Below are 20,324 nucleotides of genomic sequence, written 5' to 3'. Positions count from 1 at the left end.
CTCTTAGAGGTCCAAGGTGGTTAGGGTCATTACGACACCGGTCAGAACGACCAGCGCAATGCCATGGTTATCACGATCCGTGCCATCCGCCTGCGGGGCCGCGCGCGGGCGCCGCGCACGAGCGGATCCAGCCCGAAAGCAGCAACGCCGCCACGGTGAAATCGGCGCTGGTTCCCGGGTTGATGCCCGCCTCCTTGAGCGAAACGTCCCATGCCGCGAATTCGGGGTCCGCATCGAGCACCACGCCGTCGCCGGCGCGCTCGCGCCAGGCCTGCGCCGCCGTCATGACAGTCTGTGCCACGCGCCCGCCGTGTTTTCGAACAATGTGTGAATCGGGAAAGGCGCCCAGGCAAGCCAGGTAAAGCCGTTGGACGGAAGCCACAGTGGCCGCATCGGGATGTGCCTCGACGTCAGCCGGCGCGTTGCCCGGGCCCGCTTGATACACGGGCATCTGGAACGCCAGCGCGAACAGGTCCGCGAAGCCGTCGCGGTATTGGCGCGCGATGAGATCGCGGTCGGCCGCAAGCGCCATGGCTGCACGCAGGTCGACCGTTGGGGCGCCGTGCACGTCTTCCTTCGGCGCGCTTCCAAGGCCACCTGGGTGCGCACGAGCGATGGCCCGGTAGGCTGCGCGGGTATCGTCGATGTCGAGGGTGGCCAGCACGGACTCCACAGCGGCACGCAACGCAGCCGGGGTTGCTGCGGCGGGGTTCTGCTCCACGGCCAGCGCAATGGGTGCGCACAGCAAGAGAATGCCAAGGTTGGTGTTGCAGCCCGCGACCGCCCAAGTGGCCTCTACAGCGGCTTCGATGCGTTCCCCTACGCGCAGCCCGGGCGCGAACAGCGGGCCTGCCGCGGCCCTGGCGCTCTCGATGAACATCGACGCCTGCATGCGATGGCCGGGCGAATCGCGGCTGACGTTGCCCGGTTTGCGCACTGCAACATCGAGCCAGCAGGCGCGCAGGAAGCAGGCACGCGCCCGTTCGATGGCCGCCTGCCGCGCGTTCATCAGGCGCGGCGCTCCGGAGGCAGGGTTTCTTGCACACGGTTGTGGGTCTGAGCCATCTTGCGGTCGAGCAGGTCATCGACGATGGCGCGTGCGATGTTGAAGTCCGTGACGCGCTGCAGCCCCTGCCAGGCTGCCACGCCGTTGACTTCCAGTACCTGGATCTTCGGGCCACTGGCGGCGGCGATGAGGTCTACACCTGCGTAGTCCATGTCGAGTGCATGGGCCGCGCCCTCGGCCATTTGCGCGAGTGCCGGTTCGAGCTGGGCGGGCTCGCAGCGCGCGCCCTGGGCCACGTTGTGAACCCAGTGCGTGCTGACGCGCCGCATCGCAGTGATGGCACGCCCGCCGACCACGAGCACGCGCCAGTCGAAGCCAGGCGAGCCCATTGGCGGCACAAAGCGCTGCAGGTAGGCGAGACCCGCATAGCGCGCGTCGGTGTCGGGCATGGGGTGATGTACGCCGTCTACCTCGCCCACGAGCTGCAGGTCTTTGCCTTGCGAGCCGAACAAGGGTTTGATCACCAGCGCGTGCCCCGCGGCCGTTTCGCGCATGGCGATGCGCCTGGCCTGCGCGGCAGACTCGGTTGCCCATGTGGCGGGTGCGGGAATGCGCGTGGCATGGAGCAGCAGGCTGGTCATCGACTTGTCGACCGAGCGCTCGATGGCGCGCGCATCGTTATAGACCGGCACACCGAGCTCGCGCAATGCATGCAGAACGCCGAGTCGCTTGGTCACCTGCTCGAAGCTTCCGCCGGCAATGCCGCGCACCAGCACCGCGTCGGGCAGTTCGCGGCCGTAGCCGGGAATGACCAGGCCGTGCCACGCTGCGGTGGTGTCGATGTTGCAGTCGGCCAAGTCGACGCAGCGGCCCACCGCGCCGCGTGCGCGCAATGCGGCTTGCAACTGGCGGGTATGCCAGCCGATCTCATCCGTCATGATGGCAATACGCGTGGTCATCGTGCGGCCCTCATGCTTGCTGCAGCCACAGGCGCTGCAGCAGCGCCATGTCGGGCGCGCCGCCATGCCATGTGTTGCCGCTGTCGATGTTGCTCACCCACACTTCGGCGGGCGCAAACAGCGCACCGTCGATCTTGTAGAAGTCGTATTCGACCTCCTTGAAGATGTGGGCGAACGAGCGGCCGTGGTCGCGTGAATTGCGCGACGGCAATGCACGGGCCAGTTCGCGTGCTGCCTGGTCGTCGCCTCGAACCGTGAGGTGCACGCGGCCGCCGTAGAGAATGGAATCGTTGGTGCGCCCCATCGCCTCGACGCCATCGGCACTGGGCGAAGGCAGCGGTGCGGTGCCTGCGCCATCGACGATATTGGCGAGCGCGAAACCAAGCTCGTGCGACTTGTGCAGCGCCACTTCGAGCACGCGCGCCACCACCTGCGTGGTGCCTGCAAGGCTGGTGGTGGGCGTGAGGATCAGCGTGAGCGCGTCGGCCGCCAGGTTGCAATCGCGCAGCAGCTTGTCGATCACGACCTTTGGCGGTGCGCGATCGACTTCCAGCACCAGCACGCCGCACTCTGCGTGATCGCGATAGTCCAGTTCGGCGAAGAGCTTTTCCTTGACCGCCAGTGCGCGTGCGGGACCGGAGCCGAGTGAGAAAAACTTCTTTCCGCCGGTTTCTTCCTTGGTCGCCGAAAGGCTCCAGCCGGCGTACTGGCTGCCGAGGCACGCAAGCACGGGCTGCGAGCTGCGCACGTCGAGCCATGTAGGCCAACCCTCGGCATCGTTGCCGCTGCGCAAGTGCACATGGCCCAGCCCACCCATGCAGATTTCGCCGACGCGCAGGCCGGCCTCGATGCTGCCCGGCGCCTCGATACCGGCATCGACGATATGCACGCCGCTCTCGTCGCGGCGCACGTGCAGCCCGAGCGCATCGGCATCGTGCAGCAGGCGTTCGACCAAAGGCCGCGCCATGCGGTTGACGCTCAGGCCCTCGGCAAAGGCCGGCGGTGGTGTGTTGCTCATGCCGATGTCTCCAGTGTTTTGAACAACCGCTCGCGGCTTTCGGTGAGGCGGGCGCGCACCTCGTCCGCGCTGGTGCCGCACGCGGTGAGGGTGCACAGGGGATCGTCGATATCGAAGCGCTGGCCCGCGCCGGGAATGTCGCGGATGCCCGGCCATTCCGCGAGTTGCCGGGCCACGACCTCGTCGAGTTGCATGGGTCGCGGCGCGCAGACGATTTCGATGCCTTCAATGTCTTGCGCATGCGCAGACATCGCTGGCAGCTCGCCATGCAGGCAGGCGCGCAGGTGCGCGTGCATGAGGCCAGGCATTCTGGCCGGCGAGCGGTAAAGGCTCATGCTGGCCGGCGGCCTGGGGTTGACTTCGAGCACGCCGATGGCGTCGTCGTCGCGCATGAAGTCGAGGCTGCACAGGCCGCGCAGTTCGAACTCCGCGGCCAATGCGCGTGCGATCCCGGTCACACGCATTGCGATGTTCTCCGGCACAGGCACCGGCCCGACCGCACCGCAGAACACGAAAGGCCGCGCGCCGAAAGGCCGCACGGTCATTTCATTGAAGCCGAGCACATGGACCTCGCGCCCATTGGCGATGAAGGTGGCGGACATCGGCTGGCCCGGCATCTCGCGCTGGAAGTAGTCATGCGAAGACAGCGGCTCTTCCACCGGCCACGGCGCGTGGCGAACATGCCAGCCGCCGCAGCCGTGCGCGTCTTTCATCAACCATCCGGCGGGGTCTTCGGGAGCGTCCAGCAGCACCTGCGGGTAGGGCATCACGCGTGCGCGAAGAAATCCGAAGAAGCTGGCCGGGTCTCGCAGGCGGCGCACGGCATCGGGCGCGGTGCCGATCAGGGGCAGCACAGCCGCGCCCTGTTCGAGCAAGCCAGGCTCGCCCTCGAAGCCGCTGCCTGCGATCCAGCCCACCACCGGGTCGCCGCCCTCGCCTTCTTGGGCCAATTGGCGCAATGCGGCCAGCGTGCTCGCCGCATCGATCTGCAAACTGCCGGGCGTGCCGATCGGCAACCAGCGCGATGCGGCGCGGCGCGTGTCGAGGTCGCCGAAAAGGTCGAGCGCAACAACGTTGAAGCCGTCGTTCGCCGCCGCCTCGGCCATGGCGCGCGCGGAGATGGCGGCGACGGCAATGGTCTGCATCTCGCGGACAGGCGTGGCTGTCAAGACGCCTTCGCGGCCTGCTCGACCAGGAATGCGCGCGCCACCTCAAAGGCTTCGGCAAAGCTCAGCACCTGCGCCTTCTCGGCCTCGCACATCTGCACCAGCAGCCGATGCTGCGTCTGGTACTTGACGTTGCCCACGGCCAGCGCGCCGATGCCCACGGCCTGCGTGCCCGCGATCGGCTTGGCGTCGTCCATCACGCCGACACCCGCAATGCCTTCGGGCGGCACGGCGTTCACATCGGCGGCAACCTTGAGCCGCGTGGCGGCGCTGAGCGCTTCGCTGGACACCACCTGCACGCCCGCGGCCGCGCAGGCCAACAGCACGTCGGCATCCGCGATGGAGCGCCGAACGGCATCGGGGTCGCCGCCCGAGAGGCCGTGCAGCTTCACGCCGAAGCGCTGGCCGGTTTCGTCCGCCGCTTCTTGCGCCGCGTCGATGCCGTTGCGGCTGGAGAGGTAAACGTCGGCGCCGGCCTGCGCCGCGATCACGCCGGCCACGCGCCCCACCGGACCGGTACCACCAAGGATCACCACACGCTGGCCCTCGAGGCCCTGGGCATGGTGGCGCTTCAAGGCGGCCTCCACGCAGGCCACCATGGCCGCGGCGGTTGTGTAGGCGCCGCTGGGGTCGGCCATGACTGAAACGACGAAGGGCTTGACCATCGAGGTTCTTGCGCGCTCGAGCATGTCGGCGGCCAATTGGGCATCGCGCCCGCCAATGAAGATGCCCGTTCGCGCAACACCCTTGGGACCGCGCGAGAAGATGGTGTCTTGCGTGAGCCCTGTGATGCGGTCGAGCGCCACATCGCAGTAAGGCACGATGATCTGGTAGCCCGCGTCCGCCGCCATGTTGATGTCGAAAGGACTCATCTGCGGACCGGGGGTGAACATGTGAAGAATGCGGGGACGTTCCATGAGGGCCTGCGTGGTGTGGAAGAAGTGGCGTCGGGTTGGGACGAGAGCGATGAGTTCAGCGGGTGCGCGGCTGCACGATGCGGTCGTGCACCGCCGCGCCGCTGTTGCGGCCCGAGACAATGTGCAGTTCCAGCTGCGGTGCGGCGCGTTCGGATGCGCGCGCGGCATCCACAAGCAGTTGCGCCTGTGCTTCCGTGGGCACGATGGCAAAGCCGGTCGGCCCCCAGGAGCTTTGGCCGATGGCGGCGCCGCCCGAGCGGCTCGCGTCCGCGAACCATTGCATCAGCCGCGCGACCGCCGGGCTGGTGAAGATGCCGCCCTGCGCCGGCGCGAAGTGCTCGCCGAGCAGCTGCTGCATGCGGTTGATGCCGGCGGCAAACGGTGCGAACTCCGCGCTGGCGGCGGCGGGCAGAACGCGCATCAAGACCTGGTGGCAAATTTCTGCAGCGGCCGCTTGCGGCAACGGCGGCAAGGCTGCGATGGCTTTTTTCTCTTCTCCGCCTGAAAGCCCGCGGTGCGCGGGATCCTGCACGACGACGATGCGCCATGCCGGCGGGAATGCGATGCGCGACAAGAGCGGCGCGGGCAGGCCATCCGGACCGGGGCCGCCGTCGAGCAGCAGGCCGCCCGCGTCGAAGCCCGCAATTCCGATGCCCGAGCGCAGCCCGCGGCCAAGCCAATGCGCCAATGTGGCAGTGCCGAGATCGAGACCATGCCACTCGGCAAAGGCTCGTCCGATGGCCGACGCCAGCTGCGTGCCCGAGCCAAAGCCCGCGTGTGCCGGCAACACCTGGCGCAATCGAAGCGAAAGCGGCGCGTGGCAGCCGCTGCGCTGCTTCAGCCGTTGGAGATGGGCTGCGGCCCGGTCGAGCTCCGCCCCCGCGGCCGGCGTGTCGGCCGTCAGGCGGTCAGCGTCGGATGCCGTCAGTTCGACCTCGGTGGTGAACCCGTCGATGACCACCCCGAGGCTGCCGAACGAGCGCCCCAGTGAACCAGAAGGGTCGAGAAAGCCCAGGTGCAGGCGCCCGGGAGCACTCACGCCCACTGTGCGAAAGCTCAGGTCGTGCCGCGGAGCAACGGCGAAGTCGGCGGAGGTCATGGGTGGGTTCGGGCGGCGGGACGAAGTCATGGACTTGCATGTCATAGCAAGGGCCGTTCCGTCTGCGCGTCCACAGGGCGGCGCACGCGGGCTCGCGTGCGGTGAGTGCGGGCGATGTCCCAGGAGCGTGACAATGTGTCACGCCTTTTCCAAGGCAAGGAGGATGGCTGCCGCAGTGCGGCGACGGTGCTATCGGAGAAGCACCAGGCCCGACGGCGTGGCAGCGTCGGCCAGCGAAATCGGCTCGAAGCTCAGGCCGTGCATCTTTGCGAACGCACCGGGCGAGCAGCCCCTGTGCTTGCGAAACACCAGCCCGAAGTAGGCAGGATCCGTGAAGCCGCAGCTGTAGGCCACCTGCGAGATCTGGGTGTTAGAGATGCTGGAAGTGCGCAGCATCCGCATGGCGGCCTCCATGCGTTCGTGCAGCACCGCATCCAGAAAGGTCATGCCGCGTCCGGCGCTTGCGAAGGCCTTGTGCACGTAGCGCACCGAGACGTTGAAGTCGGCCGCGAGCTTGGCCGCGCTGACCTCCGGGTCGGCATAGTGATCGCGAATCCACATGCGCATGCGGGCGTGCAATGCACGATCGCGCGCCGACACCGCTTCCGCGTCGTGCACGAGCTTGTTCTGCGAAAGCGCCATCGACAGCATGGACAGCACATGCTCACCGACCAGTTCGCGCTCGAACGCGCTGGCCGCGGCATTCAGATGCTCCAGGCTCATGGCGCGCAGGTAACCTGCCAGCACGCTTGTCCACCCCTTGTCGCCCTTGAGCGCAACAGCGGCGGCGTTGCTCGCATCGGGCAGCCAGCGCGCCACAAGCGATTGCGACAAGCCGATGATCCAGGCATCGGTCCCGTGATGCGAGCACAGCCGCATGGGCTCGTTCGAATCGATGATCAACATGTCGTTGACACCGATGGTGGCGCTGCGGCCCTGCTGCTCGCTGGTGGTGAAGCCGTTGTTCAGCTTCACCAGAAGATGAAAAGGGTACTCGGCGGCTTCCTGTATCCGGCTGGGCACGCCGCGGTACACGTCGAGCGGGCTTCCACGAGCCCGCATGAAAGTCACGCCATTCGAATTGACGACGACAGTTCCTGGCGGAAGGTGTCGCGCTCGGGGCTGTCGTAGCTCGTGAAGCCGCGCTTGGTGCCCATCTCCTCGGCCCAGAACGCAAACTTGTCGCGCGCCGACAGCGCATCGGTGTCGATGCGCAAGATGGCGGAGGGTTTTTCGTCCATGGTGGCTTGGGCCTGCGGGATTATTTGGCAACTGTTAACAGTTTGCAATCCGGGCATCTTCTGATGCCGTGCATCTAATCCATAGAGCCGCGCGGGACTTCCCAGCCGCCCGGCGGCTTCAGCAGTTGCTTTTCGCCTCTTGCGAAGCCAACTTGACGCATTGCGCCGCAGCATTTCGCGGTGCCGGGGACTTGGCAAGCCACGTCAGAGCCATGGCTTGGCCGGCCAGAAAGCCGATCAGCACACCCGCGAGGGTTGTTCGCCAGGTGCGAAAGAACGGAATCGCGTCGATATTTCCGCGCCAAAGCGACGAAAGCTGGTTCACCACTCGCCCATTTCGCGCACGCGCTGGTCGAAATCCATCCGATCCAACCGCTCCAATTGCTGCATTCGTTCGAGCACGCGCTCTTCGTTCGTGTGCCGCGTTCCGTTGAGCCTTGCAAGGCTGCGCGAGATGCTGGCCCACAGCGAGCGGGTTTCAGCAGGCTTTTGCCGGCGAGCGGTTCTTGAAGTGTGGACCAGACTTTTCATGGCGTTTCGTTGGGATGGGCGTTCGATCTGGAGAGCAACGCTGTCCCGAACGAAAACGCGTACCGCGTACGAACTGGAAGAAGCCGGAAATCGGTCATTTCGCACACTCGCTGCAGCAGACGCTCCGTCATGAACGTTCATCGCAACCTCGTGCTGTAGCGCCGGCTCAAACGGCTGCGAAACCGTTCGGGTTCGGCCCTGGGCCGGCCTTCGGGTCGCGGCAGCTCCGACAGGAACATCGAAACGACCAGCGCCGCCGCACGCTCGAATTCAAGTACCTGGAGCACGCTGTAGTGGCGCCCTTGCAGGCGTCCATCGGCACTGGGCAAGCCCCGGACTTCAAGCAGAACCTCGGCCGCCAGGTCGCGGTCGCTGCGCGGCTTTCCGTTGGAAACGAGCCAGTTGTCGATGTTGTCGCTTGGCATGAACCGAAAAGCGGCAATCACCGGAACATATTTGCATTCCTCGCCGATCAGGATCGGCAGATCCATCGGACGGCTGAATTTCTCTTCTTCAGTTTTCAGCATATTTGCCTCCCATCTTTCAATGCATGCCGCAAGCGGCTTGGCCAACTGCTAGAGCGCCCTGGCCGCCTGGCTCAACTGGTAGCCCGTGCCCCAGATCGACTGCAAGCTCAACCCATGCTTGCCCGTGTGCAACCCGAGCTTTCTGCGAAGGCACGACATGTTGGTGTCGAGCGATCTCGATTGCAGGTCGAACCCTCTCTCCCACACGGTGGACCAAAGCCACTCGCGGGTCAGCGGCCTGTCGATATTGCGAAAAAGCTCCATCGCCAGGTCGAACTCGATCGGTCGCAACTTGACCTCATCGCCCGCCACATCCGCCTTGCCCAAGGGCAAGACGAAGCGGTAAGCGCCCCACCCGGCCACGCGCTCCGGCACAGGAATGCGGTGCTGGCCGAAGAACGACTCCAGTACCGCGTATGCGCCTTCGAACGTGCTGGGGGTCACCACCACGCTATGGAAAGCGCCCGAATACACATCGGACAGGAACCGGGCCTGGCGCTTGGAGGTACTCAGCACCAGGGGAAGGTAGGTGCCCAGGCTCTTTCGCAGCTGCGCAACGAGCAGTCGCGCTTTTTGCGGGTCCTCCGGGCACATCAGCAGCACAGCGCCGAAGGGCGCCGCCGAGCTGCCGCACTCGTGCAGCAACTCGGGCACGCCGCCAAAGGTGACGGGCGTGTGCCCGAGCCTGCGAACGGCGCGACGCACGCGCTCGCGGGTTTTAACGGTGGAATCGACGATGGCAATTCGATATCCACCATCACCTTCGCGCAACACGGCTTACTGTTCCCCGGACACCTCGATGTCCACGCGCCGGTTGGGCTGCAGGCAGCTCACCAGCTCCGGCGTCTTGCGCATGCCCGGGCATTCCGCCACCGGTTGCCGCTTGCCCATGCCCTGCGTGCGAATCGCCCGGCCGTCGATGCCCTGCTGTACCAGCAGGTCGCGCACCGTGTTGGCCCGCGCCATGGACAGCGCATCGTTGTACGAATCGCTGCCCAGGCGGTCCGTATGGCCGGTGACGCCGATCGCAGTCAGCGACTTGACGTTGCCCTTGATGTCGCGGGCCAGCGCCTCGACCTTGCGGCGGCCCTCCGGCATCAGGTCGGCCGCGCCGCCGCCGTCGAAGCGAAAGAGGCCGTCGGCTCCGAGCGTCACCTTGCGCAGCACCGGAGGCGGCACCGGGACGGGTGCCACCGCGGCTACCGGCTGCGCCAGCACGTCGCTGCAACCGGCCGGCAGCCAGTGGAAGGTCTGTGCCTTGTAGTCCTTGTCGAAGATCGCCTTGTACTGGCAAGTGGTAACCCCGCCGCCGGCCTTGCGGAAGTGAAAGATGTAGTCCCATTCGCGCGGGCCGGCCATGCCTTCCCTGAAGTGCGGACGGCCGAGCAGGTCGTACAGCTGGTCCTTGGTGACGCCTGGCGCCACCGCGCGCAGGTTGGCCAGGTTGGGGAACGTGCCCTCCTTGAGCCAGGCGTCGTTGTCGATGCTGGGGAAGACCACTTCCGTGGCCTTGCCGTCGTCACTGATGCCCTTGCTCACCGAAGAAGTACCGCAGGCCTGGAGCACCAGAAGGGCCGCAGCCCCCGCTGCGATGGCCGAGAAGCGGTGAAATTGCGTTTTAGTCATGATGATGTGTTCCTGTTTTGTTGCGGACGGCTTACCAATGGAAGCCCGCACCGGCCGACACGCCGACCTTGCCGCGCGAGTTGGCCGAGCCGCTGAACTTGACGATCCAGCGACCGTTGTCCGACAGCTTGGAGACGCCGATGGCCAACGCGGCCTGGCCGTCGTAGCCCGCCACGCCCGCGGCCAACATGCTCTTGCCCGGGATGTAGGCTTGCGGCATGCCCGCCATGGCCATCGCGCCCGCCGTGCCGGCGCTCGCGTCCTTTGCTGCGCCCTTGATGTCGCCGCGCAACTGGTTGACGCGCGAATCGGTGTACGCGTTGGCGCCGGCGATGCCGCTGTTCAGTTGATTGACGTTGACTGCATCGTTGCCGGCGACGCCCGGTGCCACGTTGTGGATCGTGGTCGGGCCCGTGTTGTTGCCCAGCGTCACGTTGTTGTAGTTCACCGAACCATCGGCGTTGGTGTCGTACTTCACACCGCCGGCCTGCACCGCCTGCAGTTGGCGCACATTCACCGCGTCGGTCGCTTGCGTGCCGCCCGCCACATTGGTGATCTGCCGCTCGTTGCCGGCGCTGCCCACCGACACCGCGCCCTGCGTGGAACCCACCGCCGTGTTGGAGAACAGCTCCGTGCCGCCCGCCATGCCCGCACGGTCGGCCGTGGAACCCGCGCCCAGCGCCACGCCGTTGGCGGCCGTGGCCACAGAGCTGTTTCCCACCGCAATGGAACCCGCGCCTTGCGACACGGCCTGCGGGCCGATGGCCACGCTTTCGGCGCCCGCGGCATTCGAATCGGCCGCCGCCGAGTTGGCGTGGAAGTACTTGATGCCGGCGCCGCCGATCGCGATGTTGTTGATCGCCTGGTTGGTCGCGTAGAGCTGGCTGCCGTTGATGGCGTCCGTGCTGGTGGCGCTGATCTGGCCCGCCGCCACGTTGGTGATCTGGCGCTCCTGCCCTGCACTGCCCACGCTCACCACGCCGACCGGTGCCGCACCTGCGAAGTTGTAGGTGTCGCCGCGAATGGTCACGCTGGGCGTGGCCACTGCCGTGCCGGTGGTCGAACTGTTGCCCAGTGCCACGCTGTTGGCGGTAGTGGCCGTGGCGCCGGTGCCGACGGCTACGCTGTTGTTGGCGCTGACCGAAGCGCCAGAACCCACTGCGGTGCTCTCTGTGCCGCTGGCCACCGGAGCCACATAGCTCGTCGTTTGCGAGCCGGTGATCCACTTGTTGCTAGCCACTGCAATCGTCGCATTCACAGCCTTCAGCTGTGCGACATTGACTGCATCGCTATCAGCCGTGCCCGCCGCCACACCGGTGATCTGGCGGAAGATGCCGTTGGCGGCATCGCCCACCGAAACCGCACCGCGCGTGCCTGTCGTGGCATTGATTGCCGCGATCTGCGCCGCATCGCCCGGCGGAGGAACGTAGCCGGCAATGCCTGATGCCGTGCTGGCCACTGATCCGCTGCCCAATGCCACGGCATTGTCAATCGTTGCTCTGGCGTTTGAGCCGATCGCGACAGTATCGTTAGCGGTCACATTGGTGCCTGCGTAAGACCCGATTGCCACGTTGTTGTCACCCGTGAGCACGTTGCCCGAGGCGCCGCCGACCGCGATGTTGAAATTCCCGGCCATCAGGACGCCGGAATCAGCTCCAAGCGCGGTGTTGCCAGCGCCTGTGGTGTTTGTCCCCGCGCCGTTGCCGACCGATGTATTTGCACCAGTCGAGTTGATCGAACCCGCCGTGTTTCCGATTGAGACGTCCGTATCGCCGTTGGCCCTGGCGCTATTACCCATTGCTATCGCGCGGTCGCCTGCTGCCGTAGCAGCCACACCTGCGGCAATCGAATTCAGCCCGGTCGCTCCATCGTTGTCGTAGTTGCCGCCCTGCACGCTGTTGTCGTTGACGCTGTAGTAGTGCGTTGCGCCGGCATCGACCTTGGTAGTCAATGCATACAACTGCGAGCCGTTGATGGCGTCGGTGCTGCCCGTGCCGATCAGGCCGGCAGCCACGTTCTGCACGCGGCGTTCCGCGCCCACCCCGCCCACGCTGACCACGCCCACTGGTGTGCCGCCGGCATAGTTGTAGGTGTTGCCGTTGATGGTGCTGCTGCTGTACGCCGTGGTACCTGCGGTCTGGGCGGTCAGCGCGCCCTGCATGGCGGCGTTGCTGCCCAGCGCCACCGAGTTGCTGAGGGTGGTGGTGATGTTGCGATGCCGCTGTTGGCCTGCAGGCTCCCGGCTATGGCAACGGCGTGGGTGCGTCCGTCCAGACCGGTGAAGCTGGGCTGGCTGGATTTCTGCGCAAGCGAATAAACCAGGCAGTTGTGCCGTGCCAGGTCGGCCGGCACCAAGGGTGTCCCGTGCGCCTTCAAATAGGCGGGCGACGCAACCCACCATTCTTCGCAGCTGGCCAAGCTCTTGGTAATCAAGGTGGAATCCGGCAGCGCATAGGCCAGGCGCAAGCCGACGTCGAAGCCTTCTTCGATCAGATCGACGAAACGGTCGTTGCACACCAGATCGACCGACACCTTGGGATAAGCGGCAATCAAGGCCGGCAACCAGTGCGCGAGCTCCTGCAGGCCGAACGACATGGGAGCGTTGATGCGCAGCACGCCAACCGGTTGCACCTGGTGCCGCGTCACCGCGAGCGCAGCCTCCTCGAGTTGCTCGAGAATTCGCGTGCTGTATTCGTGATATGTCTGGCCAGCCTCCGTCAGGGCAAAGCGCCGAGTCGTGCGATTCAGCAGCTGAGTGCCCAGCAGCGCTTCCAGCTGGGTGACCTGCCGCGATACGACGGTGTGCGACACCTGCAATATCTTTGCGGCGGCCGAGAAGCCTCCCGCCGTCACCACGGTCTGAAACGCCTTTATTGCCGCGATCTGGTCCATGTCGATGACGCCTTACTGCCTGGCTCGGGCGCAGCAGTCCAGTTGCTCGAGAATTTGGTGTGCCAAGCGAACGCGCGACTCGTTGGGATAGTTCTTGTTGGCCAGCACCACGATACCGATCTTCTTTGCGGGCACAAACGCTACATAGGCACCAAACCCGTTGGTCGATCCGGTCTTGTTGATCCACACCTCCTTCTGCGGAGGCTGAGGCGATTTCAGCTCAACTACAGCATGGCTCTCCAACGCCATCTTGGCGGAATTGCCCTCCAGCAGCGCGTTCAATGTGGCCGGATAGCTGTATTGCTCCCAGATGAGGTCCTGCGTCATCGCACCCAGCTTGTAGTAACCGGTGTGCGTGCCGGTGATCGCGCGCTGGAGCTTTTCTTCCAGCGATATCAAGCCCATGTTGGCTTCGACAAAACGAATCAAGTCTTTGGCGCTGGTTTTCACTCCATAAGCCTCGGCGGCAAGCACCCCGGGGTTCACCCTGACCGGCTCGTCGTTCCTGTTATAGCCCTGGGCGTAAAGCGGCATCTTGCCCCCTGGCACATTGATGAAGCTGTCGAACATGCCAAGCCTGCGAAAAAGCTGCTGCTCCATCGCTTCTTCAAAGGGCATCTGCATGCTTTTTGCAACGACCACACCGAGCATTCCGATACTGGGGTTCGCATAGCTTCTCTCCGTGCCTGCAACGTGCGCGGGCTGCCAGGCCTTGAAATAGTCCATCAGCTGCCCCGTGTTCCCGATGGCGTCGGGAACCCGCAGGGGAAAGCCTCCAGCGGTGTGAGTTCCGAGGTTGACCAGCGTGACCTTATCGAGGCTGGTGCCTCGAAGCTGAGGCAGGTACTTGCCCGGGCTGTCAGTGAGTGAAAGCTGGCCGTTGGCCTGGGCGTAGGTTGCCAACGTGGCGGTGAATGTCTTGCTGACCGATCCGATTTCGAAGATCGTGTCTTCTGTGATTTTTTGCTCCGTCTTCTTGGAAGCCACACCGTAGCTGTAGAACCACTGCTCGCCCCCCGCGGCAATCGCAATGGCCAGACCGGGAATGCCGTGCTGCCGCATGGCGTCTTCGGCTGCGTTCTTTACAACGGCGTCCATGTCCGCCTTGCGGGCGCTCGGCATGGCGTAGCTGTTGAACGAGGCGACACACGCAACCAGCAACCATCCAGTGCTGAGCTTTTTGATCAGGCGCATTCGATCTCCCCGGGTCTCTTGTTCATGACAATCGGAATTATCAGCTTCGCATGGCCGGGCGGCGCCTTCGAGCCGGCTTGGCCGTCGGTTTGCGTGAGCGGCGCGGCACAATCGGCCGCGTGCCGCTCTTCAAAGACAAACTGCTTGCCGTCCTCCCGCTGGCTCTGGCTTTCGGCATGCCCGTTGCCAAGGCGAATGAGCCTCTGCTTCTCGTCACCTCGCCGGTAACCCTGCAGGCCGCCGAAAAATCAGGCGCCAGCTTCGCTCGATGGTTCGGCGAAATGCCCGCGTCAGGCGACGGAACCGTCACCAACCACAAGCTGATGGCTTCGCCGGCGTGGCAATCCATCGCGCGCCCGCTGAGCGAAAGCCTCGTGCGCATCCAGCGCAGCGACAAGCAGGCCGGTGTCGGGATCTCGCGCTATCCGCACCGGCTGTTCGACGCGCGCTGGCTCGCGAGCCCCGATGCGTTTTTCGAACTCGTGGGCGTCGCCAACCGCATGGACCGGCGGCCGTTCCAGAGCGGCGCATGCGGTGAGACGCGGCTCGTGTACCGGCTCGCCTACCGCACGCCCGCAATGCAGTCCCGCCTGCCGATGACCGTCAATGTCGAACTCCGTGGCGATGCGCCCGATGCGGGCGGTAGTTGCGCGCGCGCCGTGCGGCGCTGGCAACCGCCGAAGACTTCGATGACTGACGAAGCGCTCGGCCGCTGGCTGGTGTCGCCCGACGGTCCGCTTGCGCCGGAGCGCCTGGCGACCGCGCGGATTGCGCAAATCACCACCAACCTGCAGAGCGTACGCTGGCCCTCCGCGGTTAGGCCCGACTTGGGTGGCCACGCGGAATACATGCTGCGCGCCTTCCGCTGGAACGCAGGCGCACAACGCTTCGACGTAGCGCCGCTCGAAAACACGCCCGACGTCGCACGACTCAAGGCCAACGCTCCGTTGCGCAACGAGCTGCGGCAGTGGCTGCAGCAGCCTGCCAACATGCGCGCGCTGGATGAAGCCACGCTGCAGTTGCCCGAGAAGTTCCTGGCGACTGAATCCGTCTCCGTAGCACCTCGCGGCCTTGAACGGCTGGCAAATCGCCCCTTTGCCCAAGTCTTTCCGTCCGGCGAATGGCAACCCGTGCCCGGCAGCCGCACGCTTCAATCGCCGCAGGCGATACTGCGCCGGCTCGACGATCTCAGCTGCGCGGGCTGCCACCAGAGCCGCGCGGTCGCGGGCTTTCACCTGCTGGGCATCGACCGGCGCGGCGCATCGCGCACCTTCACAGCGGGCAATGCGCTTGCACTGCCGCACTCGCCACACCTGCAAGACGAACTTTTGCGGCGCGGCCGCTATGTGCATGCGGCCCTGTCGACACCTCAGCCCGATCCTTTCCGCCCGCTGGCCGAACCAGACGACGCGAACGGCACGGTGAAAGAAGCAACAGTCGGCGCAAGTTGCGAACCCACCCGCATCACACAGTCGGCCAATCCCTGGCTCGATCGCGCAGAGAAACTGCCGCGCATCGCCTGCGAAGGCGCCCTTTCCGTCTGCGAGAAAACCTCGGTCGGTTTTCCGGGCGGCATGTGCTCCGGACCGTGCGACCCGCGTGACAAGAACGGCACCTGCGGCGGCATCGCGATCTTGAGCGACTTCAACCAGTGCCTGGCCGCGAACAAACCATTTGGCGAATGCCTGAGCAAGCACACGCGGCCCGGCAACCTGCGAAGCTGCTCGGCGCAGCAACCCTGCCGCGACGACTTCATCTGCGCGCAGGCAGAGGGCCAACCCGAAGGCCGCGGCGCATGCATTCCGCCCTACTTCCTCTTTCAGATGCGGGTAGACGGCCACTCCTGAAGACGGAAGTCTGCAGGCCGCGCGACCACTGCGCCTGCCTCGTGCATCAGGGCCGCTCAGCGCTCCTCGAACCAGCGGTCTTTCCCAAGCATGACGCGGTGATGCCCGTGCCCCGAAGGCATCATCGGAAAGCAGTTCTCCTGCGGCGCGACCTGCACGTCGAGAAAGAATGGACCGTCGCTCTCAAGGCATTCATTCAGCGCGGCCTGGAGCTCGGCAGGGTCCGACACCCGCCGTGCGCCCCAACCGAAGGCCTTGGCCAGCGCCACGAAATCGGGCAGCGCCTCGTTCCAGCTGTGGCTCAGCCGGTTGCCGTGGTTGAGCTCCTGCCACTGGCGCACCATGCCCATGTAGCCGTTGTTGCACAGCACCAGCTTTACCGGCGTGCGGTGCTGCACGGCGGTTGAAAGCTCCTGGATGTTCATGAGCACCGAGGCATCTCCGCTCACGCAAACGACCAGCGCCTCCGGGTGCGCCACCTGCGCGCCGATGGCCGCAGGCAGTCCGTAGCCCATGGTGCCGGCACCGCCCGAGGTAAGCCAGCGGCGCGGCCGCTCGAAGCGCAGATATTGCGCAGCCCACATCTGGTGCTGGCCCACGTCGGTCGACACGATCGCGTCTCGCCCGTCGATGGCCTGCTGCAGCGACGCCATCAGTTGCTGAGGCAGGATTGCATCGCTTCGCGGCTCGAAGCCGAGGCAATCTTCCGCACGCCAGCGCTCGATGCGCTGCCACCAGGGCGCGAGCCGCTCCGGCGCAAAGCTTTCGGCGGGCAGCATTGAAAGCAGGGCATCGACGATGGCGCCGCAATCGCCCACCATCGGCACATCGACCTTCACCACCTTGTTGATGCTGCCCGGATCGATGTCGATATGGATCTTGCGCGCATGCGGGCAGAACTCATCGAGCTTGCCGGTGACGCGGTCGTCGAAGCGCGCACCCACGCACACCACCAGGTCGGCCTCGTGCATTGCAAGATTGGCCTCGAGCATTCCGTGCATGCCCAGCATGCCGATGAACTGGGGGTCAGACGCAGGAAAGGCGCCGAGCCCCATGAGCGTGAGCGTGCAGGGTGCATGCAGGCGGTGCACCAATTGCGCGAAGGCCTCACACGCAGCGGGTCCCGAGTTGATCAACCCGCCGCCGCCATAGAGCACCGGCCGGCGCGCCGTTGAAATCAGGTCAGCCGCCCGCTGCAGCATGGCGCGTGGGGGCAGCGCCGCCCTCCCTGCGCGCAAAGCACGCATCGGCGCAGATGCGGTGCCATGGCCCAGCCGAGCAAGCTGAACGTCCTTGGGTACATCCAGCAGCACCGGCCCCGGCCTCCCCGAGGCCGCGATTTCGAGCGCGCGCCGCACCAGTGCCGGCACGTCGTCGGCCTTGCGCACCTGCTGGTTCCACTTGGTCACGGGCCGCGACATGCCGAGCGCATCGCTCTCCTGGAAGGCCTGCGTGCCGATCACGCCGGTTGCCACCTGGCCGCTGATGCACAGCAGCGGAACCGAATCGCTGATGGCGTCGAGCAGGCCGCTGATGGTGTTGCCAACGCCCGGCCCCGAAGTGACGAGCACCACGCCCACGCGCCCCGTGGTGCGCGCATAGCCTTCGGCCGCATGCACCGCCGCCTGCTCGTGCCGCACCAGCACATGGCGCAGCCTCGGCTCGCCATGAAGCGCGTCGTAGAGCGGCAGCGCAGCGCCGCCGGGGTAGCCAAAAAGCGTGTCGACGCCGCATTCGACCAGCGTGTCGAGCAGGGCCTCGGCGCCGTTGCGAACGCGGGAAACCGGGCCGGGCGGCAGGGGTGGAGAAGAAGTGGAAGGAAGGTCGAGCAGTCGCATGCCGTCGATTCTTCCGGCTTTGATGCAGAATTTGCATCTTTCTTTTGGCTCATTCGGCTTAATTCATGAAAACCAATCGTCAAACCGGCAATAACGGAGAAGGATCTTTCGACAAGACCGATTTGGCGATCCTGCGGGTGCTGCTGCTCGACTCCCGCAAGACACTGCAGGAAATCGGCAACGAGGTCGGCCTGTCGCCCACCAGCTGCTGGACGCGCATCAAGAAGCTCGAAGCCACGGGCGTGATCAAGCGCTACACCATCGACGTCGACCCGGCCAAGCTCGGCTATCACGACTCGGTCATCGTGCAGGTCACGCTCGAAAGCCATACCGACGAAACCCTGTACGACTTCGGCCGCACGCTCGCCACCATCCCCGAGATCCAGGAGGCCTACCTGGTCTCGGGCGACTACGACTACTACATCCGCATTGCTGTGCGCGACACGCGCGACTACGAGCGGTTGCTGCGCGAAAAGCTCTACAAGATTCCCGGCATACGCCACAGCAAGTCGCACTTCGTGCTGCGCGTGCTGAAAGAAACCAGCGTGCCTGTGATCTGACCGGCACAACGCGGGCTCGAATCGGTACTATCGGCCGGCCGCCGGGCGGGTCTAAAAAAACAGAGCGTCGTGTCGATTTCCCGGCGGCTCGTTCGTCGTGCCAGTAGAGGGTCGTCCTCTGCACTTCAGGAGAACACATCCATGGCTACCAACACCATTCGTCTGCACCGCGTACTGCGCACTCCGCCGGACCGGCTCTACCGCGCCTTTACCGAGCCCGCCGCCTTCGAGCGCTGGCTGCCGCCCTTCGGATTTACCGGCAAGGTCCACAGCATGGAGCCAGTGGTCGGCGGCACCTGGCGCATGTCGTTCACCAACTTTGGCACGGGCCACAGCCACTCGTTCGGCGGCAAATACCTGGAGCTCGTGCCCGGCGAGCGCATTGCCTACGATGCGGCCTTCGACGACCCCAACCTGCCGGGCACCATGAAGACCAGCGTCACGCTGACGCGGGTGTCTTGCGGCACTGAAATCTCCATCGTCCAGGAAGGCATTCCCGACGTGATTCCTGCCGAGATGTGCTACCTGGGCTGGCAAGAGTCGCTGGTTGCGCTGGCCCAGCTGGTCGAGCCCGATATTCCGGGTTGAGAAAACCGATGGCGCCCCGGCAGTCGTTCTCCACGATGCCTTTTGCGAAGGTCTATCCCTTGTATGTTCAAAAGGCGGAACGCAAGGGCCGGACGAAAGAAGAAGTCGATCAGATCATTTGCTGGCTGACGGGCTATGACATGCCCGGGCTGCAGCAGCAGATCGAGCAGGCGAACAATTTCGAAACCTTCTTCGCCCAAGCTCCGGCCATTCATCCGAACAGTTCGCTCATCAAGGGCGTGGTGTGCGGGGTTCGCGTGGAAGACATCGACGATCCGCTGATGCAGAAGGTCAGGCATCTGGACAAGCTGATCGATGAGCTCGCCAAAGGCAAGGCAATGGAGAAAATTCTGCGAAAGTAGTTTTTCTGCAAGCGGTTGCCGTTCACAGGCTTTCGGCAATCCGCTCCCGCAGCCATCGGTGCGCCGGGTCGCGGTGCCGTCGCTCATGCCACAGCATGGCCATTTCGTAGCCCGGCACCTCCAGCGGCGCATCGACCACGCGAAGCCCCGGCGCGCCGCGCGCCAGCCGCTCGGGCAGCATCGCGACCATGTCGGTACTGGCCAGCACCGACATCATGAAAAGGAAGTGCGGCACCGACAATGCCACGCGGCGCTCGAGCCCTTTCTTCGCGAGCGCCTCGTCCGTGGGCCCGATAAAGCCGCCGCCGCCCTGCGACACCACCACGTGCTCCAGCGCGCAGAACTGCGCCAGTGTGAGCCGGCGCTTCAGGCGCGGATGGCCTGTGCGCCCGGCAAGCACATAGCGCTCGTGGAACAGCACCCGCCGGTGCAGCCCGGGGGGCGCACCCACGCTGGTATGAAAGAACAGGTCGATCTCTCCCTGCTCCAGCTGCCGGGGCATGCGCGAAGGCACCGCCTCCACCACGGCCAGGCGGGTGTTCGGCGCTGCCGCGCGCAGCCCGGCAAGCGTAGGCAGAAGAATCGCCGACTCGGCATAGTCGGCCGCGGCCACGCGCCAGGTGGTGGTGGCCTCGGCGGGGTCGAAAGGCCCGGTGGGCGCCACGGCGCGGCCCAGCGACTCCAGCGCCGCACGCAGCGGCTCGCGCAATTCATCGGCGCGGGCGGTCGGCCGCATGCCGCGTTGCGCGGGCACCAGCAGCGGGTCGCCGAACACTTCGCGCAGCTTGGCGAGCTGCACGCTTACCGAGGGCTGTGAGAGGTTGAGGCGCTCGGCTGCACGGGTGACGCTGCGTTCTGCCAGCAGCACATCGAGCGTGAGCAGAAGGTTGAGGTCGAGCCGATTGAAATTGTTCAACACTATTCCTGGAATTTTAAATATTCATTTCCAATAT

Annotated in this window: 21 protein-coding genes; 4 read left to right on the top strand and 17 right to left on the bottom strand. The window is 65.4% G+C overall.

What is annotated here, in order from left to right; translation table 11 throughout:
- Window positions 1–70: 70 nt before the first annotated feature.
- The 15 genes from V9K97_RS00230 to ampC all read right to left on the bottom strand — a co-directional run bounded on the left by V9K97_RS00230 (window position 71) and on the right by ampC (window position 14,176).
- Window positions 71–1,009 carry a triphosphoribosyl-dephospho-CoA synthase gene (locus V9K97_RS00230; protein WP_337315764.1) on the bottom strand — a complete coding sequence of 313 codons (939 nt, stop codon included), beginning with the start codon at window positions 1,007–1,009 and terminating at the stop codon, window positions 71–73.
- Complete coding sequence (locus tag V9K97_RS00225; RefSeq protein ID WP_337315763.1) at window positions 1,009–1,965, bottom strand: ATP-grasp domain-containing protein; 957 nt, start codon at window positions 1,963–1,965, stop codon at window positions 1,009–1,011. The genes V9K97_RS00230 and V9K97_RS00225 overlap by 1 nt, the downstream gene beginning before the upstream one ends.
- Before the next feature lie 10 nt (window positions 1,966–1,975).
- The gene (mch, locus tag V9K97_RS00220) at window positions 1,976–2,983 is read right to left on the bottom strand and encodes a methenyltetrahydromethanopterin cyclohydrolase (protein WP_337315762.1); all 1,008 of its coding nucleotides are present in this window, start codon (window positions 2,981–2,983) and stop codon (window positions 1,976–1,978) included.
- Window positions 2,980–4,152: an ATP-grasp domain-containing protein gene (locus V9K97_RS00215; RefSeq protein WP_337315761.1), complete on the bottom strand. Its 1,173-nt coding sequence runs from the start codon at window positions 4,150–4,152 to the stop codon at window positions 2,980–2,982. The genes mch and V9K97_RS00215 overlap by 4 nt, the downstream gene beginning before the upstream one ends.
- A complete protein-coding gene (locus V9K97_RS00210; RefSeq protein WP_337315760.1) occupies window positions 4,149–5,066 on the bottom strand; it encodes an NAD(P)-dependent methylenetetrahydromethanopterin dehydrogenase in 918 nt (305 codons plus the stop codon). Before V9K97_RS00210 ends, V9K97_RS00215 begins: the two co-directional genes overlap by 4 nt.
- A 55-nt stretch (window positions 5,067–5,121) precedes the next feature.
- Window positions 5,122–6,165 carry a beta-ribofuranosylaminobenzene 5'-phosphate synthase family protein gene (locus tag V9K97_RS00205; RefSeq protein WP_337315759.1) on the bottom strand — a complete coding sequence of 348 codons (1,044 nt, stop codon included), beginning with the start codon at window positions 6,163–6,165 and terminating at the stop codon, window positions 5,122–5,124.
- Window positions 6,166–6,354: 189 nt separating this feature from the next.
- The gene (locus V9K97_RS00200; RefSeq protein WP_337315758.1) at window positions 6,355–7,227 is read right to left on the bottom strand and encodes a helix-turn-helix transcriptional regulator; all 873 of its coding nucleotides are present in this window, start codon (window positions 7,225–7,227) and stop codon (window positions 6,355–6,357) included.
- A 5-nt stretch (window positions 7,228–7,232) separates the two neighbouring features.
- Window positions 7,233–7,406: a hypothetical protein gene (locus V9K97_RS00195; protein WP_337315757.1), complete on the bottom strand. Its 174-nt coding sequence runs from the start codon at window positions 7,404–7,406 to the stop codon at window positions 7,233–7,235.
- Between the two features lie 321 nt (window positions 7,407–7,727).
- The gene (locus V9K97_RS00190; protein WP_337315756.1) at window positions 7,728–8,078 is read right to left on the bottom strand and encodes a hypothetical protein; all 351 of its coding nucleotides are present in this window, start codon (window positions 8,076–8,078) and stop codon (window positions 7,728–7,730) included.
- Complete coding sequence (locus V9K97_RS00185) at window positions 8,075–8,509, bottom strand: hypothetical protein (RefSeq protein ID WP_337315755.1); 435 nt, start codon at window positions 8,507–8,509, stop codon at window positions 8,075–8,077. The genes V9K97_RS00190 and V9K97_RS00185 overlap by 4 nt, the downstream gene beginning before the upstream one ends.
- 3 nt (window positions 8,510–8,512) lie before the next feature.
- Entirely contained in the window at window positions 8,513–9,238 is a 726-nt protein-coding gene (locus V9K97_RS00180) for a helix-turn-helix domain-containing protein (protein WP_337315754.1), read from the bottom strand.
- 3 nt (window positions 9,239–9,241) lie between these two features.
- Window positions 9,242–10,090: an OmpA family protein gene (locus V9K97_RS00175; protein ID WP_337315753.1), complete on the bottom strand. Its 849-nt coding sequence runs from the start codon at window positions 10,088–10,090 to the stop codon at window positions 9,242–9,244.
- Between the two features lie 31 nt (window positions 10,091–10,121).
- The gene (locus tag V9K97_RS00170) at window positions 10,122–12,275 is read right to left on the bottom strand and encodes a YadA family autotransporter adhesin (RefSeq protein ID WP_337315752.1); all 2,154 of its coding nucleotides are present in this window, start codon (window positions 12,273–12,275) and stop codon (window positions 10,122–10,124) included.
- A complete protein-coding gene (locus tag V9K97_RS00165) occupies window positions 12,236–12,982 on the bottom strand; it encodes a LysR family transcriptional regulator (RefSeq protein ID WP_337315751.1) in 747 nt (248 codons plus the stop codon). The genes V9K97_RS00170 and V9K97_RS00165 overlap by 40 nt, the downstream gene beginning before the upstream one ends.
- Window positions 12,983–12,994: 12 nt before the next feature.
- Window positions 12,995–14,176, bottom strand: a complete 1,182-nt coding sequence (gene ampC, locus V9K97_RS00160) for a class C beta-lactamase (RefSeq protein WP_337315750.1) — start codon at window positions 14,174–14,176, stop codon at window positions 12,995–12,997.
- A gap of 119 nt (window positions 14,177–14,295) precedes the next feature.
- Here ampC and V9K97_RS00155 point away from each other — a divergent pair, with 119 nt between their 5' ends.
- Window positions 14,296–16,023 (top strand): hypothetical protein, encoded by a 1,728-nt coding sequence (locus V9K97_RS00155; RefSeq protein WP_337315749.1) that lies wholly within the window; start codon window positions 14,296–14,298, stop codon window positions 16,021–16,023.
- A 56-nt stretch (window positions 16,024–16,079) separates the two neighbouring features.
- Here V9K97_RS00155 and ilvB read toward each other — a convergent pair whose 3' ends face one another.
- Window positions 16,080–17,861: a biosynthetic-type acetolactate synthase large subunit gene (gene ilvB / locus V9K97_RS00150; protein WP_337315748.1), complete on the bottom strand. Its 1,782-nt coding sequence runs from the start codon at window positions 17,859–17,861 to the stop codon at window positions 16,080–16,082.
- 65 nt (window positions 17,862–17,926) lie between these two features.
- Here ilvB and V9K97_RS00145 point away from each other — a divergent pair, with 65 nt between their 5' ends.
- The 3 genes from V9K97_RS00145 to V9K97_RS00135 all read left to right on the top strand — a co-directional run bounded on the left by V9K97_RS00145 (window position 17,927) and on the right by V9K97_RS00135 (window position 19,371).
- On the top strand, window positions 17,927–18,421 hold the full coding sequence (locus tag V9K97_RS00145; RefSeq protein ID WP_337315747.1) for an Lrp/AsnC family transcriptional regulator: 495 nt from the start codon (window positions 17,927–17,929) through the stop codon (window positions 18,419–18,421).
- A gap of 141 nt (window positions 18,422–18,562) precedes the next feature.
- The gene (locus V9K97_RS00140) at window positions 18,563–19,009 is read left to right on the top strand and encodes an SRPBCC family protein (protein ID WP_337315746.1); all 447 of its coding nucleotides are present in this window, start codon (window positions 18,563–18,565) and stop codon (window positions 19,007–19,009) included.
- 8 nt (window positions 19,010–19,017) lie between these two features.
- Window positions 19,018–19,371, top strand: coding sequence for a DUF2200 domain-containing protein (locus tag V9K97_RS00135; protein WP_337315745.1), 354 nt, complete (start codon window positions 19,018–19,020; stop codon window positions 19,369–19,371).
- A gap of 22 nt (window positions 19,372–19,393) precedes the next feature.
- Here the strand turns inward: V9K97_RS00135 and V9K97_RS00130 are convergent, their stop codons facing one another.
- Complete coding sequence (locus V9K97_RS00130; RefSeq protein ID WP_337315744.1) at window positions 19,394–20,287, bottom strand: LysR family transcriptional regulator; 894 nt, start codon at window positions 20,285–20,287, stop codon at window positions 19,394–19,396.
- Between the last annotated feature and the right edge of the window lie 37 nt (window positions 20,288–20,324).

Source organism: Variovorax sp. CCNWLW186, from assembly GCF_037203865.1.
In the GTDB taxonomy this organism is placed as follows: domain Bacteria; phylum Pseudomonadota; class Gammaproteobacteria; order Burkholderiales; family Burkholderiaceae_C; genus Variovorax.
The sequence above is the reverse complement of the archived record's forward strand: the minus strand, read 5'-3'. Positions and strand labels throughout refer to the sequence as shown.

Bases quoted from the DNA above. Each gene is read 5' to 3' on its own strand.
- V9K97_RS00230 (WP_337315764.1), bottom strand. From the start codon at position 1,009: ATGAACGCGCGGCAGGCGGCCATCGAACGGGCGCGTGCCTGCTTCCTG.
- V9K97_RS00200 (WP_337315758.1), bottom strand. From the start codon at position 7,227: ATGCGGGCTCGTGGAAGCCCGCTCGACGTGTACCGCGGCGTGCCCAGC.
- V9K97_RS00210 (WP_337315760.1), bottom strand. From the start codon at position 5,066: ATGGAACGTCCCCGCATTCTTCACATGTTCACCCCCGGTCCGCAGATG.
- V9K97_RS00135 (WP_337315745.1), top strand. From the start codon at position 19,018: ATGGCGCCCCGGCAGTCGTTCTCCACGATGCCTTTTGCGAAGGTCTAT.
- ilvB (WP_337315748.1), bottom strand. From the start codon at position 17,861: ATGCGACTGCTCGACCTTCCTTCCACTTCTTCTCCACCCCTGCCGCCC.
- V9K97_RS00205 (WP_337315759.1), bottom strand. From the start codon at position 6,165: ATGACCTCCGCCGACTTCGCCGTTGCTCCGCGGCACGACCTGAGCTTT.
- V9K97_RS00140 (WP_337315746.1), top strand. From the start codon at position 18,563: ATGGCTACCAACACCATTCGTCTGCACCGCGTACTGCGCACTCCGCCG.
- V9K97_RS00195 (WP_337315757.1), bottom strand. From the start codon at position 7,406: ATGGACGAAAAACCCTCCGCCATCTTGCGCATCGACACCGATGCGCTG.
- V9K97_RS00165 (WP_337315751.1), bottom strand. From the start codon at position 12,982: ATGGACCAGATCGCGGCAATAAAGGCGTTTCAGACCGTGGTGACGGCG.
- mch (WP_337315762.1), bottom strand. From the start codon at position 2,983: ATGAGCAACACACCACCGCCGGCCTTTGCCGAGGGCCTGAGCGTCAAC.
- V9K97_RS00175 (WP_337315753.1), bottom strand. From the start codon at position 10,090: ATGACTAAAACGCAATTTCACCGCTTCTCGGCCATCGCAGCGGGGGCT.
- V9K97_RS00145 (WP_337315747.1), top strand. From the start codon at position 17,927: ATGAAAACCAATCGTCAAACCGGCAATAACGGAGAAGGATCTTTCGAC.
- ampC (WP_337315750.1), bottom strand. From the start codon at position 14,176: ATGCGCCTGATCAAAAAGCTCAGCACTGGATGGTTGCTGGTTGCGTGT.
- V9K97_RS00190 (WP_337315756.1), bottom strand. From the start codon at position 8,078: ATGAACGTTCATGACGGAGCGTCTGCTGCAGCGAGTGTGCGAAATGAC.
- V9K97_RS00225 (WP_337315763.1), bottom strand. From the start codon at position 1,965: ATGACCACGCGTATTGCCATCATGACGGATGAGATCGGCTGGCATACC.